General features: G+C 54.3%; 19 protein-coding genes. 9 read left to right on the forward strand and 10 right to left on the reverse strand.

The annotated features are described in order from the left end of the window. The first annotated feature begins 37 nt into the window (after window positions 1-37). The gene (gene cho, locus ICA20_RS14230; protein WP_038640150.1) at window positions 38-925 is read left to right on the forward strand and encodes an excinuclease Cho; all 888 of its coding nucleotides are present in this window, start codon (window positions 38-40) and stop codon (window positions 923-925) included. Here cho and ves read toward each other — a convergent pair. The 7 genes from ves to ICA20_RS14265 form a co-directional block, all read right to left on the reverse strand. Further along, complete coding sequence (gene ves, locus ICA20_RS14235; RefSeq protein WP_038640148.1) at window positions 885-1,460, reverse strand: environmental stress-induced protein Ves; 576 nt, start codon at window positions 1,458-1,460, stop codon at window positions 885-887. The two genes, cho and ves, sit on opposite strands and share 41 nt — an antisense overlap. A gap of 296 nt (window positions 1,461-1,756) precedes the next feature. After that, on the reverse strand, window positions 1,757-2,242 hold the full coding sequence (gene spy, locus ICA20_RS14240; RefSeq protein WP_006684847.1) for an ATP-independent periplasmic protein-refolding chaperone Spy: 486 nt from the start codon (window positions 2,240-2,242) through the stop codon (window positions 1,757-1,759). A 348-nt stretch (window positions 2,243-2,590) separates the two neighbouring features. Next, the gene (gene astE, locus ICA20_RS14245) at window positions 2,591-3,556 is read right to left on the reverse strand and encodes a succinylglutamate desuccinylase (RefSeq protein ID WP_038640145.1); all 966 of its coding nucleotides are present in this window, start codon (window positions 3,554-3,556) and stop codon (window positions 2,591-2,593) included. Beyond that, the gene (gene astB / locus ICA20_RS14250) at window positions 3,549-4,892 is read right to left on the reverse strand and encodes an N-succinylarginine dihydrolase (protein WP_038640143.1); all 1,344 of its coding nucleotides are present in this window, start codon (window positions 4,890-4,892) and stop codon (window positions 3,549-3,551) included. Before astB ends, astE begins: the two co-directional genes overlap by 8 nt. Continuing rightward, complete coding sequence (astD, locus tag ICA20_RS14255; RefSeq protein ID WP_038640141.1) at window positions 4,889-6,367, reverse strand: succinylglutamate-semialdehyde dehydrogenase; 1,479 nt, start codon at window positions 6,365-6,367, stop codon at window positions 4,889-4,891. Before astD ends, astB begins: the two co-directional genes overlap by 4 nt. Next, complete coding sequence (astA, locus tag ICA20_RS14260) at window positions 6,364-7,398, reverse strand: arginine N-succinyltransferase (protein WP_038640139.1); 1,035 nt, start codon at window positions 7,396-7,398, stop codon at window positions 6,364-6,366. Before astA ends, astD begins: the two co-directional genes overlap by 4 nt. Next, a complete protein-coding gene (locus tag ICA20_RS14265; RefSeq protein ID WP_038640138.1) occupies window positions 7,395-8,615 on the reverse strand; it encodes an aspartate aminotransferase family protein in 1,221 nt (406 codons plus the stop codon). The genes astA and ICA20_RS14265 overlap by 4 nt, the downstream gene beginning before the upstream one ends. Before the next feature lie 444 nt (window positions 8,616-9,059). On the opposite strand from ICA20_RS14265, the gene xthA reads away from it, so the two are divergent. The 7 genes from xthA to ICA20_RS14300 all read left to right on the forward strand — a co-directional run bounded on the left by xthA (window position 9,060) and on the right by ICA20_RS14300 (window position 16,189). After that, window positions 9,060-9,866 (forward strand): exodeoxyribonuclease III, encoded by an 807-nt coding sequence (xthA, locus tag ICA20_RS14270; RefSeq protein ID WP_038640136.1) that lies wholly within the window; start codon window positions 9,060-9,062, stop codon window positions 9,864-9,866. Window positions 9,867-10,089: 223 nt separating this feature from the next. Next, window positions 10,090-10,746 (forward strand): TVP38/TMEM64 family protein, encoded by a 657-nt coding sequence (locus ICA20_RS14275; RefSeq protein ID WP_173782109.1) that lies wholly within the window; start codon window positions 10,090-10,092, stop codon window positions 10,744-10,746. After that, a complete protein-coding gene (locus tag ICA20_RS14280) occupies window positions 10,743-11,453 on the forward strand; it encodes a TVP38/TMEM64 family protein (RefSeq protein WP_038640132.1) in 711 nt (236 codons plus the stop codon). The genes ICA20_RS14275 and ICA20_RS14280 overlap by 4 nt, the downstream gene beginning before the upstream one ends. Window positions 11,454-11,484: 31 nt before the next feature. Then, entirely contained in the window at window positions 11,485-12,654 is a 1,170-nt protein-coding gene (locus ICA20_RS14285) for an ABC transporter substrate-binding protein (protein WP_129694904.1), read from the forward strand. Further along, window positions 12,627-14,162, forward strand: a complete 1,536-nt coding sequence (locus ICA20_RS14290) for an ABC transporter permease subunit (RefSeq protein ID WP_038640101.1) — start codon at window positions 12,627-12,629, stop codon at window positions 14,160-14,162. The genes ICA20_RS14285 and ICA20_RS14290 overlap by 28 nt, the downstream gene beginning before the upstream one ends. Next, window positions 14,162-14,794 (forward strand): ATP-binding cassette domain-containing protein, encoded by a 633-nt coding sequence (locus ICA20_RS14295; RefSeq protein WP_038640099.1) that lies wholly within the window; start codon window positions 14,162-14,164, stop codon window positions 14,792-14,794. The genes ICA20_RS14290 and ICA20_RS14295 overlap by 1 nt, the downstream gene beginning before the upstream one ends. A gap of 87 nt (window positions 14,795-14,881) precedes the next feature. Then, entirely contained in the window at window positions 14,882-16,189 is a 1,308-nt protein-coding gene (locus ICA20_RS14300) for a sulfurtransferase (protein WP_038643130.1), read from the forward strand. A gap of 44 nt (window positions 16,190-16,233) precedes the next feature. Here ICA20_RS14300 and ICA20_RS14305 read toward each other — a convergent pair whose 3' ends face one another. Next, window positions 16,234-16,857, reverse strand: a complete 624-nt coding sequence (locus tag ICA20_RS14305) for a CDP-alcohol phosphatidyltransferase family protein (protein ID WP_038640097.1) — start codon at window positions 16,855-16,857, stop codon at window positions 16,234-16,236. Continuing rightward, window positions 16,850-17,419, reverse strand: coding sequence for a carboxymuconolactone decarboxylase family protein (locus tag ICA20_RS14310; RefSeq protein WP_038640095.1), 570 nt, complete (start codon window positions 17,417-17,419; stop codon window positions 16,850-16,852). Before ICA20_RS14310 ends, ICA20_RS14305 begins: the two co-directional genes overlap by 8 nt. Window positions 17,420-17,498: 79 nt before the next feature. On the opposite strand from ICA20_RS14310, the gene ICA20_RS14315 reads away from it, so the two are divergent. Then, a complete protein-coding gene (locus ICA20_RS14315; RefSeq protein WP_162620741.1) occupies window positions 17,499-17,912 on the forward strand; it encodes a pyrimidine (deoxy)nucleoside triphosphate diphosphatase in 414 nt (137 codons plus the stop codon). Here the strand turns inward: ICA20_RS14315 and ICA20_RS14320 are convergent. Beyond that, window positions 17,872-18,147 (reverse strand): YnjH family protein, encoded by a 276-nt coding sequence (locus tag ICA20_RS14320; protein ID WP_038640091.1) that lies wholly within the window; start codon window positions 18,145-18,147, stop codon window positions 17,872-17,874. The two genes, ICA20_RS14315 and ICA20_RS14320, sit on opposite strands and share 41 nt — an antisense overlap. Window positions 18,148-18,269: the final 122 nt, after the last annotated feature.

Raw genomic sequence — 18,269 nt, forward strand, 5'->3', positions numbered from 1 at the left:
TGTTATACTGGATAGATAACCAGCAGCGGAGTGAAAAGTGGTACGGCGTCAATCAGCCCCTCGCCTGACATTAGAGGCAGCAGCAATTTATGAATACCCCGAGCATCTGCGCCCATTTTTGAGTGCGCTTCCCGCGGTGCCCGGCGTCTATCTGTTTCATAGCGAAAGCGACACCCTGCCGCTTTATATAGGCAAAAGCGTCAATATTCGCAGCCGCGTGTTGTCACACCTGCGTACCACGGACGAAGCGGCAATGCTGCGCCAGTCCAAACGCATTAGCTGGATTTGTACGGCTGGAGAAATTGGCGCCCTACTGTTAGAAGCGCGGCTTATCAAAGAGCAGCAGCCTCTGTTTAATAAACGGTTGCGACGCAATCGTCAGCTTTGCGCCCTGCAGCTTACCGACCAGACTGTTCAGGTTGTTTACGCACGAGATATTGATTTCTCCCATGCCCCCAATCTGTTTGGTTTGTTTGCCAATCGCCGTGCCGCGCTACAAACATTGCAAAGCATCGCCGATGAACAGCAACTGTGCTACGGCCTGTTGGGGCTGGAACCCCTGAGTCGCGGGCGCGCCTGCTTTCGCTCAGCGCTAAAGCGCTGCGCCGGAGCGTGCTGTGGAAAAGAGAGCCCGCAGGCGCATCATTCGCGCCTGCTTGAGGCGCTGGAAAGAGTGCGCGTCATCTGCTGGCCGTGGAACAATGCCATTGCGCTGCAAGAAACCCGCGCTGACATGACTCAGTACCATATCATCAATAACTGGTTTTGGCTGGGCGCCGTTGCAACGCTGGATGAGGCGACAACCCTGGCGAGAATGCCGGCTGGCTTTGACCATGATGGCTACAAAATTCTCTGTCGGCCTGTTTTGTCTGGCAAATATGACATTATTGAACTGAATCCGGAGAGTATCCCGGCATCCAGTTAATCTCGCTGAACAGCAGTTTTCCCTCGCGCTCCAACAGGCGCAGGGTGTGTTTACCGTCGTGCCAGCTCGCGCCCTGATCGGCCGTCAGCAGCTTCTCACCCAATTGCCAGGCGCCACTGATAACAAACACGACGCCGCCACGAGAACCAAAGGTCGTAAAAGTGCGATCGGCAACTCTGACTTTCGCCTGGCAAACATCTCGTCGGGTCATGATATTAAAATCCATCGACATCCGCCCTTCCGTCAGCTTTGCTTTTACAACCTTGTCACCAGCAAAAGTAAAAGGTTGATGCTGCTTCAGGGTGTGAGTGAAGATGTTCGCCCCTTCCAGGGTCACTTCACCTCCTTCCAGCAAGGTAATCACGCGTTCTACGCCCGGGAAAAGAGAAAACTCTCCGTTCGCTGCAAGAGAGGCGATACTCGCCCGCCAGTGAAAATCGCGTGTTGCTGGCGGAAAACAGCAAATCTCTCGCGTTTCTCCTGCCCCATTGCGCCACAGACTGACCGGCATTTTGCGGATATCGAAATATTTCATCACCCCTCCAGAAAGGCGTAGCACGTCAACCTGCCGTGAACAGCCAGCCATAAATCATCATTGTGATATTTACCCTGCAGAGTATCGTTATCGGCAACAGGGTTGATTTGCCTTAGTGCTGAATAGGGTATTTTGCAAAAAAATTAACGCTTCTCCTGGCGGGAAAGAAAAAACCGCCGATCCTGCCCACATCGTTAAACATGTTGTGGACAAGAGCGGCGGTCTTGAGTTTGTTGCACACTGTGCGGCGCTGAACGCCGACACAGCATGACTGATTTAGTGTAGACGACTGGCGATTACTCGGCAGCTTCTGGCATTTTACCTTTCTGCGCCGGACGTTCTGTCAGACGCTTCTCAAAATTGGCATTAAACTGCTTTTTCTGTTCCGGCGTCAGAATGTTGTAAATCTTGTTCTGCGTTTCCATGTGCGCCAGCATGTTGGCTTTACGCTGTTCTTCCATCTTCGCAATTTGCGCTTCGGCTTTCGCTTTATCGAAGCTATCGCTGGCGATGATATCGTGCATGGCGCGGCGTTCTTCCAGCGGCGGACGTTTCATCTGATCGCGCTGGCCTTTCATAATTTCGCGAATCTGCTGTTTCTGCGCGTCGGTCAGGTTCAGGTCTTTGAACATCATGTCGTGATGCGGGGCGAACTTCCCGTTGTGATGCATCATTGGTTTGGCATCCGCTGGCGCAGCTGTTGTGGTGTCAGCAGCATGGGCCAGGTTTGCAGCACCCAGCGCCAGGGTAGAGGCAACAAACAGAGCAGTCAGTTTACGCATAATTTCTATCCTTTCTTTCAGTTATTTTTACGACATTCATGCGATTCTTATGCAATGTGATGTCGTGTTGACGAGATTAACTTTACCGGCTTAAGCGTCAATTAATCAGAGCAACGGTAAAACAATGAAAGTGTAAAAAACAAACTTTCATCAATTATGGAGAAAAAAAGAATAAATTGCGCAGAGTTGAAAGGAAAAATTACAACCATGTGATTTTGAAAGGATTATGAAGAACTATACCTGAACTGTGATTATTAAGAAAGCAACTTCCCAGGAATAATCTGTAATCAATCTAAAGCGCACGTAAAAATAAGCCCTCAGAAATAAATCTGAGGGCGATTATATTTATCAAAATCTTTCGAGCATCAATCCGGCACGTAAACCACAGGCCACATTTGGGTTCGGAAAAAGAACGTATTCAACGTCATGGGTGACGATAAAACGTTCATTTCCGTCCTGCGCCAGTAACGTTCCCTCGGTAAAGGGGGTAAAATTGAGCGTCTGGTTATCCATGTGGAGAATAAAGTCGTCGCTACGCCGCGTAATCTGCGAGACCACACGGTAGCGCAACGGAGATGTTTCTGCCGTAGACACTCGCTCGCCCCGCAGCAACTGCGCCATCGCATCTGCTGTGCGTGCAAACCGGGTCAGATCGTTTTGCCCGAACGGCAGCGCTTTACCCAGTTCCAGCGTACAGGCCAGCGCGCCAAAATGTTCAGCGCTAAAATGGGTGAACGTACCGCCTGGGGTCTGATGGAAAACCAATGCCTCCAGCCCCGCATCCCCCAGCCAACCCAGAAAGTTTTCGTCCCAGGCAACATTGCGTTGTGGCAACACGCCAAAGCGCAAATGCTGTGAGCCGCGAATGGCGGTGTGAAGATCCAGATGCCAGCGCACAGGCTCTTTCGCGCGCGAGTAAAAATCTGCCAGACACAGTTCAAGCTCATGGGCTCTGTGCGTCTCTTCACTCTCGGCAAAACTCTGCCACCGGCCACCAAACATCCGGTTCAGATCGCTATGACAATAACGTTTTCCCGTGGCCAGCGCCTGCGGGTTACCGAGAATGACCAGCAGCCGCCATGTTAGCGCCAGCTCACCGTTAAACAGCCTGGTCAGCAATGAATCAAGTATTTCTACCGGCGCGGTTTCATTGCCATGAATTCCCGCAGAAAGCACCAGCGACTGTTCAACCGGCGCAGTTGGTGTCAGTTCCAGTACCCCGTGACCAAGCCATTGCCAGACAAAACCGTGAATTGTGCCCTGCGTTTTCTCAGGTGCGCTACCTGCGAGCGTCAGGGCCAGAAAATTATCCATGGCTCGTTCTCTCCTGCTGGAAGGGATAAACAGAGCCGAGATTGAGCAATTGCGTCAGCGTATCCAACGCTTCACGCCCTTCGCGCAACAACTGCGGATCCGCGAGGTCCGTTGCGACAAGGCGATCGCGATAGTAGCGGTCAACCCAGTTATTCAGCGTATTGAACAGCGTGTCGTTCATGATAACCGCCGGATTCACGGCCTGCAGCTCCTGTGGGGTAAGTACCACTCGCAGGCGTAAACAGGCCGGACCGCCGCCGTTGGACATGCTTTCACGCAAATCAAAGACCCGCAGGTCATCGATCGGATTGTCATCTGCGAGCAAACGGCTCAGATATCGCCACACGCCAGCATGCTCCCGACACTCCTGCGGTAAAACCAGCATCATCGAACCGTCGTCACGACTCAGTAATTGGCTGTTAAACAAATAGGTTGTTACCGCATCCTGCACCGACATCTCCGCGGCCGGGACTTCCAGCGCGGTAAAACCGTCCACCTGACGGCGTAGTTGCTCTAACAACGTTTGCTGTCTGACAAACGCCTGCTGATGACAAAACAGCACCTGACGATTCGACACCGCAATCACATCGTTATGAAACACGCCAAGATCGATAACGTCCGGGTTTTGCTGAGCAAAAACAAGCTGATGTGGATTGACCTGATTCAGCCGGGCTACGGCCTCGCTGGCTTCACGAGATTGTCTCGCCGGATAGCGCCTCGGCTGTGACGCATTCCCCTCTTCACGACCGTAAATAAACAGTTGTACGCCGGGATCGCCATAATCCCCACCAAGGCGGTTATGGTTTGCCGCCCCTTCATCACCGAATAACGCAACCTGAGGCAATGCGCCGTGAATCGCAAAGGTATTTTCATCACGAAAAATCGAGCGTAACAACGCTTCGGTCGTCGGCGCTTCCAGCGAACGGTGGAACTTATTATTCAGATTCGCCACCGTTAAATGCACTTTCCCGTCCAGTGAATCTGCCGAAGGACAGACCGTTGCCGCATTCGCCACCCACATAGGTGATGCGGAGCTGGCGCTGGAGAGCCAGTGCGGCGCCTGACGCGCCACCTTGTCCAGAATCTGCTCATCACTGCCGCAAAAGCCCAACTGACGCAGCGCCGGGATATAGGGACGTTCATGAGGCGGGATCACCGCCTGAGGGAATCCCGCATCCGCCAGCGCTTTCATTTTTAACAAACCCTGCTTTGCCGCCAGACGAGGGTTCGACACCTGAAAACGGTGGCTGGTCGAAGCCTCATTACCAAATGACAGTCCCGCATAGTGGTGGGTGAATCCCACCAGACCATCGAAATTGACCTCACGCGCTTTCATCGTTTATCCCCGCAAGAGAAATCCAGACCGGGGCTGAGCGCCGACGGCAGGGTTAAGGCCGGAGATTCCAGGCTCGCCATCGGCCAGGCGCAATAATCCGCGGCATACCACGCGCTCGCGCGATGGTTACCGGACGCGCCCACACCACCAAACGGTGCGGTGCTTGCCGCGCCGGTTAACGGTTTATTCCAGTTAACAATCCCGGCCCGCGCCTCCAGCAGGATCTGATCAAACTGGCTGCGATCGGGTGAAACCAGCCCGCATGACAACCCAAAGCGGGTGTTGTTCGCCATACGAATCGCGTCATCAAAGCTGTCATAGCGCCAGACGCCGAGCAGTGGACCAAAAACCTCTTCATCGGGTACGTTTGCCACGTCGGTCAGTTCAATAATACCGGGGGTCAGCAGCGACGTTCCGGCTTTCACCATGCGTGGCGCCAGCAGCGTGCGCCCCCCCAACGACGCAAGACGTTGCCAGGCATCACAAACGTGCTGTGCGGCCTGTTCAGAAATCAGCCCGCCTAAAAACGGCTGCGGTTCCGCATCCCAGTGAGCTGGCATTATTCGTTGGCTGACTTCCACCAGACGCGCGAGGAACGCATCCCCCTGCGCGCCGTTTTTAACCAACAGGCGACGGGCGCAGGTACAACGCTGCCCGGCGGTAACAAATGCGGATTGAATGGTCAGATGTACTGCCGCATCAATATCTTCCGGGTTCTCAATGATCAGAGGGTTGTTGCCGCCCATCTCCAGCGCAAGGATTTTTTCCGGCTGGCCGGATAACTGTCGATGCAGCTGATAACCGGTATTGGCACTGCCGGTAAACAGCAGACCATCCAGATCATCCAACGCGCTCAGCGCCTGCCCCGTTTCGCGTCCGCCCTGCACCAGATTCAGCACGCCCGGCGGCAATCCCGCCTGTTCCCACAGCTTTGTCACGGCTTCACCGGTCCACGGCGTCAGCTCGCTGGGCTTGAAAATCAACGTGTTGCCCGCCAGCAGAGCCGGAACAATATGGCCATTGGGCAAATGGCCAGGGAAGTTATACGGGCCAAATACCGCCAGCACGCCGTGCGGCCGATGGCGCAACGTCGCCGCGCCATCCGGTAGTTCGCTGTGCTGCTCTCCGGTACGGACATGGTAAGCTTTCACGGAAATAGCAATTTTATTGATCATCGCCGTCAGTTCAGTGGCGGCTTCCCAGCGCGGCTTGCCGGTTTCCCGGGCGATAATCTGGGTTAGCTCGGCTTTATTGCTTTCCAGCAATGAAGCAAATTTTTCGACAATAGCCTGACGCGCGCTAAAGGGGTGTTTAGCCCAACCGGCAAAGGCGGTGCGCGCAGCACGGCAAGCCCGCATCACCTGAGTCGCGTCGGCATCATTACCTTGCCACAGCACATCACCGCTTACCGGATTCGTTTTCACCCGACGCTCGCCAAGCCCCGTCACCCAGTCGCCGTTTATCCATAATGTCATGCTGTTTTCTCCTCTGCACAAAGACGCACAAAACGTACATGGTCGCCCGCGTGGCATTTCAGGGCGTCCAGTTGCGCCGCCGTCAGTACCAGACGTTGGGTATCCGGGTCAGCGCGAACCAACATGACGCGGAAGTTTTGATAGTTTTCATTAGCGACCAGACAGGCCGGGTAATCACCGATCGCTGGCTGACCTTCCGCCACTTCCACCAGCCTGCTTTTACGAATAGCGCGAACGCGGTCGATATCGCATTCCAGCGTCGGCCCGCCATCGAAAATGTCGACATAGTTACGGTAGCGAAATCCTTCTTTCTCCAGCACCGCCCGCGCCGGAGCGGTTTGCGGATGTACCTGACCAATTACGCTTTGCGCTTCCTCAGACAGGAAATGGGTATAAATAGGATGCTTGGGCATCAGTTCAGCAATAAAGGCTTTTTGTCCGGTGCCGCAGAGAAAATCCGCCCGGCTGAATTCCATGGAGAAAAAGCGTTTGCCGAGGCTTTCCCAGAAGGGAGAGTAACCGTGCTCATCGATTACGCCGCGCATCTCGGCCACGACCTTTTCATTAAACCGGTCACGAAATGCCGCCATAAACATAAAGCGTGATTTAGACAACAAATAGCCGTTGCCCTCTTTACGCCAGTCGGGATCGAGAAACAGAGAGCAAAGCTCGCTGCTGCCCGTGTGATCGTTACTCAGAAACAGCGTCGGCAGCGCGTTATATACGTTCAGCTCTTTCGAGGCGTGCACCAGCGTGCCAACCCGATAGTTGTACCAGGGATCGTTAAGCCCTACCGCCACCTCGATGGCGCAAATCCCTGCAACGGTTCCGCTGGCGCTGTCTTCCAGTACAAAAACATAGCCTTGCTCACTTTTCGGCAACTCACCGCGCCAGGTTTGTAGCGAGCGTTCGATACGCGCCATCAGCGTGGCTTCATTAGCCGGTAGCGAAGTCAACCCACCGCCGGTCTTACCGGCCAGTTGCATCAGCGCGGTGATATCAGCGCGTTCAATAGGACGAATCACCATCATGATGAACCTCCTGCTTTAATGCGTTCGCAGGCCAGCGCAAAGCGATCCAGTCCGCTAGCAACCTCTTCTTCGCTGACGTTTAACGCTGGCGCAAAGCGCACCACGTTAGCGCCGGCGATCAGCACCATCACTCCGGCATTGGCCGCCTCTTGCGAGATGAGTTTCGCTTTCCCGGCAAATTCCGCGTTCAGTACGCAGCCGATCAGCAGGCCGAGCCCACGAATTTCACTAAACAGTCCAAAACGTTCGTTAATAGCGTTAATACGCTCCACAAACCAGTCGTGACGCTGCTTAACACCGTTGAGCATATCCGGGGTGTTAACAATCTCCAGCAGTTTGCCCGCCACCGCCGTGGCCAGCGGGTTTCCGCCGTATGTTGTACCGTGCGTACCAACCGTCATCACGCTGGCACAGTCTGCTGTCGCCAATAACGCGCCGATGGGGAAACCGCCGCCCAACGCTTTGGCTGTCGTCAGCAGGTCTGGCGTAACGCCATAGTGCATATAGGCATACAGTTCGCCGGTACGACCCACACCTGTCTGGACTTCGTCAAAAATCAGCAGCGCATTGTGGCGATCGCATAATTCACGCAGACCCTGTAAGAAGTCATTTGTTGCCGGTACGACGCCACCTTCACCCTGCACCGGTTCAACGATGACCGCACAGGTGGTGTCATCAATCAGTTGGCGGGCTGAGTCGAGATCGTTGTAGATGGCATGGCGGATATCCGGCGGCAGCGGCGCGAAATCTTGTGAATAAGCGGGCTGCCCTCCGGCGCTGACGGTGAACAGCGTGCGGCCATGGAAAGCATTTTTAAACGCCACGATGCCGCTCTTCTGGCTGCCAAAACGATCGTGAGCATATTTACGCGCCAGCTTTAATGCCGCTTCGTTAGCCTCCGCGCCGGAGTTACAGAAGAAAACACGCTCGGCGAAGGTGGCGTCAATCAGCTTTTTCGCCAGACGCAGCACCGGCTCGTTGGTGTAGCCATTTCCCGTGTGCCAGAATTTGCTCGCCTGGTCGTTTAATGCCTCGCGCAATGCCGGATGGGCGTGCCCCAGCGCGTTAACCGCAATGCCTCCCGCGAAATCGATATACTCTTTACCCTGCTGATCCCACAGACGTGAACCTTCACCACGCACCGGAATAAAAGGAGCCGGGGCATATACGGGCATCATCCATTCATCAAAATTTTCACGCGTAATTGACAGAGACATAGCGACCTCAACGGTAAATAAAAGGTTATTTATATGTTAATAAATATAGTATTTGCGGTGTAAATGTAGATTGCAGGGTTCGTGCCAGCCAGCAAAAAAAGTGCATAAACAAAGGTCGGTGACGGAATATCAACAGGTTACAACGTGGCGATATTCACTTAATGTGCATATAAAGTGAATATGTTTGCGCACCAGGCGACTAAATAGAGGAAAAACCGCAGTTTTATTCAGTTGCCAAATATAATTCTGGAATTGTGATCGTATACGAAATTTATCGGAAATTATTGCTCTGTTCTGACGCGCTTCGCGCCAAAACGGTGCAGTTTTTGCTCCATCGTTAACACCATTGGCAATCATTGTTGGAATCAGGTGACAAGAAGCAGTCAGCCAGCGGAAATTCTGCTACCATCCTTGCACTATTCATCTTGCAAAACGGCAGCGACTATGAAATTTGTCTCTTTTAATATCAACGGCCTGCGTGCCCGTCCTCATCAACTGGCAGCCATTGTCGAAAAACACCAACCGGATGTGATTGGCTTACAGGAGACAAAAGTCCACGACGACATGTTCCCTCTCGAAGAGGTAGCAAAGCTGGGTTACAACGTCTTTTATCATGGTCAGAAAGGTCATTACGGCGTGGCGCTGCTAACGAAAGAAACGCCAATCGCAGTGCGTCGTGGCTTCCCGGACGATGGCGAAGAAGCGCAGCGTCGTATCATCATGGCGGAAATCCCATCCCCTCTGGGCAGCATTACCGTGATCAACGGCTATTTCCCGCAGGGCGAAAGCCGTGACCACGAAACCAAATTTCCGGCCAAGGCCGCGTTTTACCAGAATCTACAAAACTATCTGGAGACTGAACTGAAACGCGACAATCCGGTCTTGATCATGGGCGATATGAACATCAGCCCAACCGATCTCGATATCGGCATTGGCGAGGAAAACCGTAAACGCTGGCTGCGTACCGGTAAATGTTCCTTCCTGCCGGAAGAGCGTGAGTGGATGGAGCGCCTGCTGGGCTGGGGCCTGGTGGATACCTATCGTCATGCTTATCCTGAAAAAAATGACCAGTTCTCGTGGTTTGATTACCGCTCCAAAGGCTTTGATGATAACCGTGGCCTGCGTATCGATCTGCTGTTAGCGAGCAACCCACTGGCGGAGCGCTGCGAAGAAACCGGCATCGACTATGAGATCCGCAGCATGGAAAAACCGTCCGATCATGCGCCGGTATGGGCTAAATTCCGCGTCTGACCTCCTGCGATTTGTCACTCTCCGGGCCTCGCCTGGAGAGTCTGTTTATTCTGTGTAAAATCAATAAATCGACGGTAATACATTGTTGTGTCCGGGAATTTATTATATCTTCGCGCGCACTTTTCGCTGACGAAAACGCTGCATTACACTCGGTTTTACAGGAGAACCCCCATGAAAAAGAAGTTCGCATAACGCAGAATATCGACTGCTGATTGTCACAGTCCTGTTCTGCGTTCTGGCGGGAGTTTTCCATTATTTCGGCCTGACCGACCTGATAACCAATTTCCATCATTTACAAAACGTCATCCGCCAAAGCGGTATGTTCGGCTATACGCTTTACATCTTGCTGTTTATCATCGCTGCGCTGTGTCTGATCCCCGGCAGTATTCTGGTGATCGTCGGCGGTGTGCTGTTTGGCCCTGTGGCAGGGACGCTTGTCTCGTTAGTGGCGGCAACCGTCGCCTCGGCGCTGTCGTTTTTGCTGGCTCGGTGGCTTGGTCGGGAACTACTGCTGAAATACGTCAGGCACACGGCGACTTTTCAGGCAATCGAGAAAGGCATTGCCCATAGCGGATTGGACTTTCTGATCCTGACCCGACTCGTACCATTGTTCCCCTATAATATTCAAAATTACGCCTATGGGCTGACGGCGATTCCGTTCTGGTCATTTACGGTGATATCTGCGGTAACCACCTTGCCCGGCATCTTTATCTATACGCTGATGTCGCACGAACTGGCCAGCGAAGGCATGACTCTGGCATTTATCGGCAAACTCAGCGTTGCGGGCCTGGCGTTATTCATTCTTATTCAGGCGGCAAAAGCCTGGGCCAGATATAAACATATCGATCCGTCGTCCAGCCCCGAGTGTGCAGGTAAATGACAAAGCTGAACAAAGCGCGATTAACCCACTATTACCGGGCAGGATTGATAGCTGTGCTGCTGCTCGCGCTGATGGCATGGGCGTGGATACCTGGCGTCAGTGATTTTCTCCGGGGCAGCCTGGCGGCGTTTACTACGCTGGATCAACACGCGCTCGAGCACTTCATTCGTTCGTATGGGACCCAGGCGGCGGTTGTATCGTTCTTCCTGATGATCTTACAGGCCATCGTCGCGCCGCTTCCCGGCTTTGTGATTACGTTTGCCAATGCCTCGCTGTTTGGCGCGTTTTGGGGCGGTGTACTGTCCTGGAGCAGCGCGATGGTCGGCGCAGCGCTGTGTTTTTTTATTGCCCGCGTTTTAGGTCGAAGTGCGGTGGAAAAGCTGACCGGGAAAACGGTGCTGAACAACATGGACGCTTTTTTCGAACGTTATGGCAAGCACACTATTCTCATCTGTCGCCTGTTGCCTTTTGTGCCCTTCGACCCGGTAAGCTATGCCGCGGGCCTGACCTCGATTCGTTTTCGCCACTTTCTCCTCGCCACCGGCCTCGGTCAGTTACCCGCCACGATTGTCTATTCGTGGGCCGGTAGCCTGTTAACCGGCGGTACATTTTGGTTTGTTACCGGCCTGTTCATCCTGTTTGCCCTGAGCGTGGTGATTTCAGTAGCAAGAAGCCTTTACCTGGAGCGTCAACGGAAAAAAACCTGAGACATACGCCATTTTTAGCAATGGAGATATTATGCGTTACTGCTTATTGTGCCTGAGTTTGCTGCTCTGCCCGCTGGCGGCTTTTTCCCAGGACGCCAGCTGGCAGCAAATCAAAAATGACGCCCGCGGTCAGACGGTATGGTTCAACGCCTGGGGTGGCGATAACGCCGTTAATCAGTATCTCGACTGGGTTAGCGGCGAGATGAAAACGCACTATGCCATTAACCTGAAAATTGTGCGGCTGGCGGATGCCGCCGACGCCGTTAAACGCATCCAGACCGAGGCGGCGTCCGGGCGAACAACCGGCGGATCTGTCGACTTATTGTGGGTAAACGGTGAAAACTTCCGCACATTAAAAGAAGCGGGTCTGCTGCAAACCCAGTGGGCGCAGGCGTTACCTAACTGGCGCTATGTTGATACCCGGAAACCGGTCAGTGAAGACTTTGCCATCCCCACGGAAGGGGCAGAATCGCCATGGGGCGGCGCACAGCTAACCTTCATTGCCCGGCGCGATCTCACCGCCCAACCGCCGCAATCCCCGCAGGCGTTGCTTGAATTTGCGCAGGCACACCCTGGCACAGTTACCTACCCGCGCCCGCCAGACTTTACCGGAACGGCTTTTCTCGAGCAGTTGTTGATTATGCTCACCACGGAACCGCAAGCATTGAAAGTTGCGCCCGATGCCGCCACATTCGCCAACGTTACCGCTCCGTTATGGCATTATCTTGACGCTCTACACCCTTCACTATGGCGTGAAGGCAAAGATTTTCCTCCCACGCCTGCGCGGATGGATGCGTTGCTGAATACCGGTACGTTGCGCTTATCATTGACCTTTAACCCAGCCCACGCGCAGCAAAAAATGGCCAGCGGCGAATTGCCTAAAACCAGCTATAGTTTTGGTTTCTCACAGGGCATGATCGGCAACGTGCATTTTGTCACTATTCCGGCGAATGCTCGCGCCAGCGCCGGAGCAAAAGTCGTGGCAAACTTCCTGCTTTCTCCCGAAGCGCAGTTGCGTAAAGCTGACCCTGCTATCTGGGGAGACCCTTCGGTGCTTGATCCGCAAAAACTGCCCAACGAACAGCGTAACGCACTGCTGGCGTATACCCCGCAAGGACTCCCTGCCGTACTGCCAGAACCACATGCTGCCTGGATAAATGCACTGGAACAAGAATGGCTACGCCGCTACGGTACGCATTAATTCTGTTGCTGTGGGGCATCATGACGGCAGTTTATCTGCCGCTGGTGCCAGCAACGTTCTCTCTGCTAGCCCCAGCGCTTCGCACCACGCACTGGCTGGCGCTCTTTGACGATCCTCAACTCTCGCAGGCGTTGCTGGCAACGCTGGTTTCCGTAAGCCTCGCAGCTCTGGGTGCCCTGGCCATTACGCTGTTGGCGATCCTCTTTTTGTGGCCTGGCGCTGGCTGGGCGCGATTGTGCACGCGCCTGCCCTTGCTGCTGGCGATCCCGCACGTCGCATTCGCGACCAGCATGCTGTTGATTTTTGCCGAAGGCGGCATGCTCTGGCAGTGGCTGCCCTTTCTCAACTCGCAACCAGACCGCTATGGGGTTGGGCTTGGCATAACGCTGGCGGTGAAAGAGAGCGCCTTTTTGTTGTGGATCCTCTCAGCCCTGCTGAGTGAAAAACAACTTTCACAGCAGGTTATCGTCCTGGATTCGCTGGGTTACAGCCGTTTGCAATGCCTGAAATGGCTGGTACTGCCCTCCATCGCTCCTGCGTTAGGCAAAGCCATGCTGGCCGTCGTGGCCTGGTCACTCTCCGTTGTGGATGTGGCCATCGTCCTTGGCCCCGGCAACCCGCCCACGCTTGCTGTGCTGAGCTGGCAATGGCTCAGCCAGAGCGATGCCGAACAACAGGCCAAAGGCGCACTCGCCAGCCTGCTGCTGGTGTTGTTGCTATTTATCTTCGCGCTGGTGGGCTATCTGTTCTGGCGTGGCTGGCGGCGCACAATTCCGGCAGTAAACGGAATACGCCTGCGTTTTTCGTCCACAACAATCGCACGGCCGCTGGTACAACTTTTGCCCATCAGCGGAGTAGTATGCACCCTGGTGCTGGCGCTTTCCGCCAACTCTTCATCGCTCAACAGCGACGCGCTCAGCAATAGTCTGCAACTGGGACTCATCTCCAGCGTGCTGGGGTTACTGATGCTCTTTGCGTGGCTGGAATGGGGACCGCAAACCGGACACCGTTGGGTCTGGCTGCCCATTATCCTGCCCGCGCTGCCGCTGGTCACCGGACAGTATCTGTTGGCGTTATATACCGGACAAGATGGGCTGATGACGACCATCATCTGGGGCCACCTGCTGTGGGTGATGCCGTGGATGCTGTTTGTGCTCAAACCGGCGTGGCAACGCATTGACCCACGATTGATTTTGATTGCACAAACGCTGGGCTGGACACGAGGTCGCATATTTTGGCGGGTAAAATGCCCATTGCTGTTACGCCCGGCACTGGTCGCCTTCGCGGTTGGCTTCTCGGTCAGTATTGCCCAATATATGCCAACGCTATGGTTAGGGGCCGGACGCTATCCCACCCTGACCACCGAGGCGGTGGCATTAAGCAGCGGCGGCAGCACGGCTGTTTTAGCGACACAGGCGCTATGGCAGCTTCTGTTACCGCTATTCGTTTTCGTACTGGCGGCGCTTTTCGCCGCGTGGCTCGGCCGCTTTCGACAAGGACTCCGTTAATGCTCATCGTTCAAAGCCTTTCAGTGTACCGGGGCGCGACAACGCTACTGAAAGATGTGAACTTCCAGGTTAGCAAAAGTGACATTGTCACTATTATGGGACCTTCCGGTAGCGGTAAGTCTTCGCTTTTTTCGTGGATGGTCGGCGCATTGTCTCCTCAGTTTCAGGCTTCAGGCGAACTGTGGCTCAACGAACGGCGTATAGACATGCTGCCCACCGCGCAGCGCCAGATTGGCATTCTGTTCCAGGATGCGTTGTTGTTTGACCATTTCAGCGTTGGGCAGAATTTACTTCTGGCCTTACCCGCCAGCCTGCAAGGATCCGCCAGACGCCATACTGTTGAAAACGCCCTTACGCGCGCGGACCTGGCTGGATTTTATCATCGCGATCCGGCCTCGCTCTCCGGCGGCCAACGATCGCGTGTCGCCCTGCTGCGCGCCCTGCTGGCTCAGCCTCAGGCGCTGCTGCTCGATGAACCCTTTAGCAGACTGGATGCGTCGCTACGCGATACCTTTCGCCAGTGGGTCTTTACCGAGGTGCGCAAGCTGAATATTCCGGTGGTACAGGTTACGCATGACGTGCAGGATGTCCCGTCAGCAGGCCGTGTATTACAGATGGAAAACTGGGCGTGAATGTGGCGATATGCTGCGTTAACGCAAGGTTTTTACTTAACCGGCGGCACAGAATGTCGTCTTCTTTTTTCAACGTCGGGCTATTCGATGAAACGTGTTTCTCAAATGACCGCGCTGGCACTGGCTTTAGGGCTCGCTTGCGCTCCTTCCTGGGCTGCTGAAACAGCACAGACGCTCACCCTCAACCAGTTACAGCAAAAGCAAGGCGCGGCGATCGATACCCGTCAGAGCGCTTTTTACAACGGCTGGCCACAATCGCTCAATGGTCCTTCCGGACACGAACCCTCCGCACTGAATCTGTCTGCCGCCTGGCTCGACAAAATGAATGATGAACAACTCAATGCCTGGGTGAAGGCGCATCAGCTAAAAACCGATGCGCCGGTGGCGTTGTATGGTAGCGATAGCGAGATGCAGGCCGTTAAATCCCGCCTGCAGAAAGTCGGTTTTAGCCATATTTCAACCCTCAGCGACGCCCTTGCGGATCCTGGCCGCCTGCAACGTCTGCCGCACTTCGAACAACTGGTTTACCCGCAGTGGCTGCACGACCTGCAGCAGGGAAAAGAAGTGACCGCCAAACCGTCGGGTGACTGGAAAGTGATTGAAGCCGCCTGGGGCGCGCCGAAGCTGTATCTGCTCAGCCATATCCCTGGCGCGGACTACATTGATACCAACGAAGTCGAGAGCGAACCACTGTGGAATAAAGTTTCCGACGCGCAACTCAAAGCCATGCTGGCAAAACATGGTATTCGCCACGACACCACGGTGATTTTATACGGTCGTGATGTCTATGCCGCCGCGCGCGTGGCGCAAATCATGTTGTATGCAGGCGTGAAAGATGTGCGTCTGCTCGACGGCGGGTGGCAAACCTGGTCAGATTCAGGTTTACCGGTGGAACGCGGAACGCCGCCGACGGTGAAAGCGGAGCCTGATTTTGGCGTTGCTATCCCTGCCCAACCACAACTGATGCTGAATACGGAACAGGCTCGCGGCCTGCTGCATCGCCAGGATGCGTCGCTGGTCAGCATCCGCTCGTGGCCTGAGTTTATTGGTACCACCAGCGGCTATAGCTACATCAAGCCAAAAGGTGAGATCGCAGGCGCACGCTGGGGCCACGCGGGGAGTGATTCCACGCATATGGAAGATTTCCATAACCCGGACGGCACCATGCGCAGCGCGGATGATATCGCCGCCATGTGGAAACAGTGGAATATCACGCCAGACCAGCAGGTTTCTTTCTACTGCGGCACCGGCTGGCGTGCTTCAGAAACGTTTATGTATGCCCGCGCGATGGGCTGGAAAAACGTCTCTGTTTACGACGGTGGCTGGTATGAGTGGAGCAGCAATCCGAAAAACCCGGTCGCCAGCGGTGAACGGGGTCCGGACAGCAGCAAGTAAAACGGTCACCATTGCCGGATAAGCGCATCCGGCAACACAAGACATTACGCCTGACGCTGAACCGCTTTCAGCGTCAGATATCCGCTCCAGATCCGAGTGAACGTCGTAATCCAGCACAGCGCGCCAAAGACCCACGCCAGCACGGCAAAAGATTCCGGGAACAAACAGCCCAAAACAAACAGCAAAATAGTCTCAGTGCCTTCGGTTAGCCCCCCCAGATAATAAAACGATTTATGCGCGTAGCCTGGGTTATTAATATCGTGTTTCGCTGCCAGGGCCGCGAAGGCGAGGAAGCTGCTGCCAGTGCCAATAAACGCAAACAACAGCCAACCCCCAGCCAGTGCATTCTGCGCAGGTGCGGCAAGAATAAAACCAAACGGTACTAAGGCGTAAAACAGAAAATCGAGTGAGATATCGAGAAATCCTCCCGCGTCGGTTAGCCCTCTGCGCCGCGCCAGCGCCCCGTCCAGCCCGTCAAACAAGCGATTAAGCACAATGACCACCAGCGCCGCCAGATACCAGCCTAACGCCAGAAATGGCAGGGCCAACACGCCAATAGCAAAACCAACCAGCGTCAGGCCATCCGGGGTAATCGCAGGTTTATCAATAATGCCCACACAGCGATGCAACAGCGGTTTTAACCGTGGATGAAGATGACGGTCAAGCATGCGGGCGTCCTTTAAAACTGTCGCACAATCCTTGCGCAGGAATATCGAGGGCGGCATTAAAACGCGCCGAGAGATTTTGAAACGCAATCAGCGCGGTCATTTCAGTAATGACGTCATCGGTAAAATGCTGCTTCATTTGCTTTTTCAGCGCATCGTCAACCTGCGGTGGCGTGGCGGTCACCGCATCCGCATAAGCCAGCGCTATGCGCTCTTCTGCGTTAAACAGCGCTGATTCTTGCCAGTTGGCGACCTGCAAGACTTTATCCAGCGCGCCACAGCGTTCCGCCAGCCGTAAGCTGTTGGCATCAACACAGAAGGCGCAATGACATACCTGAGAAACGCGGGTCATTAACAATGCGCGCATCACCGGCGTTAAGCGCGCCTTTTTACGCTCCAGAAACCCGACAAACAGCGCCACCAGCCAGAACAGAAACGGCATCCGCCCCCACCAGCGCGTGGGATGCAGCACATCGCCATAATGTTTTTTCTGCGTCGCGACGAGCGGTTGCAAACTGGAGGGAATACGCGTTAACGGACTTACCCACGAGTGAGGATCGTTCAACGATGACTCCTGAATACTTTAGATAACTCAAAGATAAATATAGTATGTCATTTTCTGCTGTTAGATCTTGATGAATATGATGAAAACCCTCGACGTGGTCGCCGCTATCATTGAACGTGATGGCAAAATTTTACTGGCTCAGCGTTCGCCGGATGCGGATCAGCCAGGCATGTGGGAATTTGCTGGCGGTAAAGTTGAGTCGGGCGAAAGTCAGTCTCAGGCTCTGGTGCGTGAACTGCGTGAAGAATTAGGCATCGACGCAGTCGTTGGGCGCTATATCGCCAGCCATCAACGTGAGGTTTCAGGCCGGCTGATTCATTTACATGCCTGGCATGTACCGTCTTTTCAGGGAGAACTGAATGCGTATGAACACCAGGATATGGTCTGGTGTTCACCCGAAGAGGCGCGGCGTTATCCGCTGGCGCCTGCCGATATCCCGCTGTTAGAAGCCTTTATTCTTTTACGCGCCGCCAGACCAGCGGATTCGTGCTGATCGTTTTATCATCGCGTTGGCACTGAAGCAGCACACCATCCGCTTTGATCACCGCCCCTTCGGAATAGTTTTGATCCTGATAAATACAGCACTGACTACAAGGCTGCGCTCGCTGCCCGCTGGAACTGAACACTTCCGGCGGCACATTCACCTGCACATCCGGGCGATAAAGCTGATTTGCCAGCGTCGCGCTGGACACCAGTACCAACGCTCCTGCCATGATTAAACGGCGCATATTCTTTCCTTTGTGACTGACAGTTATGCTCAGTATAACGGTATAAATCGGCAGAAACTTTAGTCCCGCCCGTCATCGTTTTTGGTTATGACCCACGCCGCGATATTAATTTACTTAGCGGG

It is taken from the genome of Citrobacter sp. C5_2, from assembly GCF_014596845.2.
In the GTDB taxonomy this organism is placed as follows: Bacteria; Pseudomonadota; Gammaproteobacteria; order Enterobacterales; family Enterobacteriaceae; genus Citrobacter; species Citrobacter werkmanii.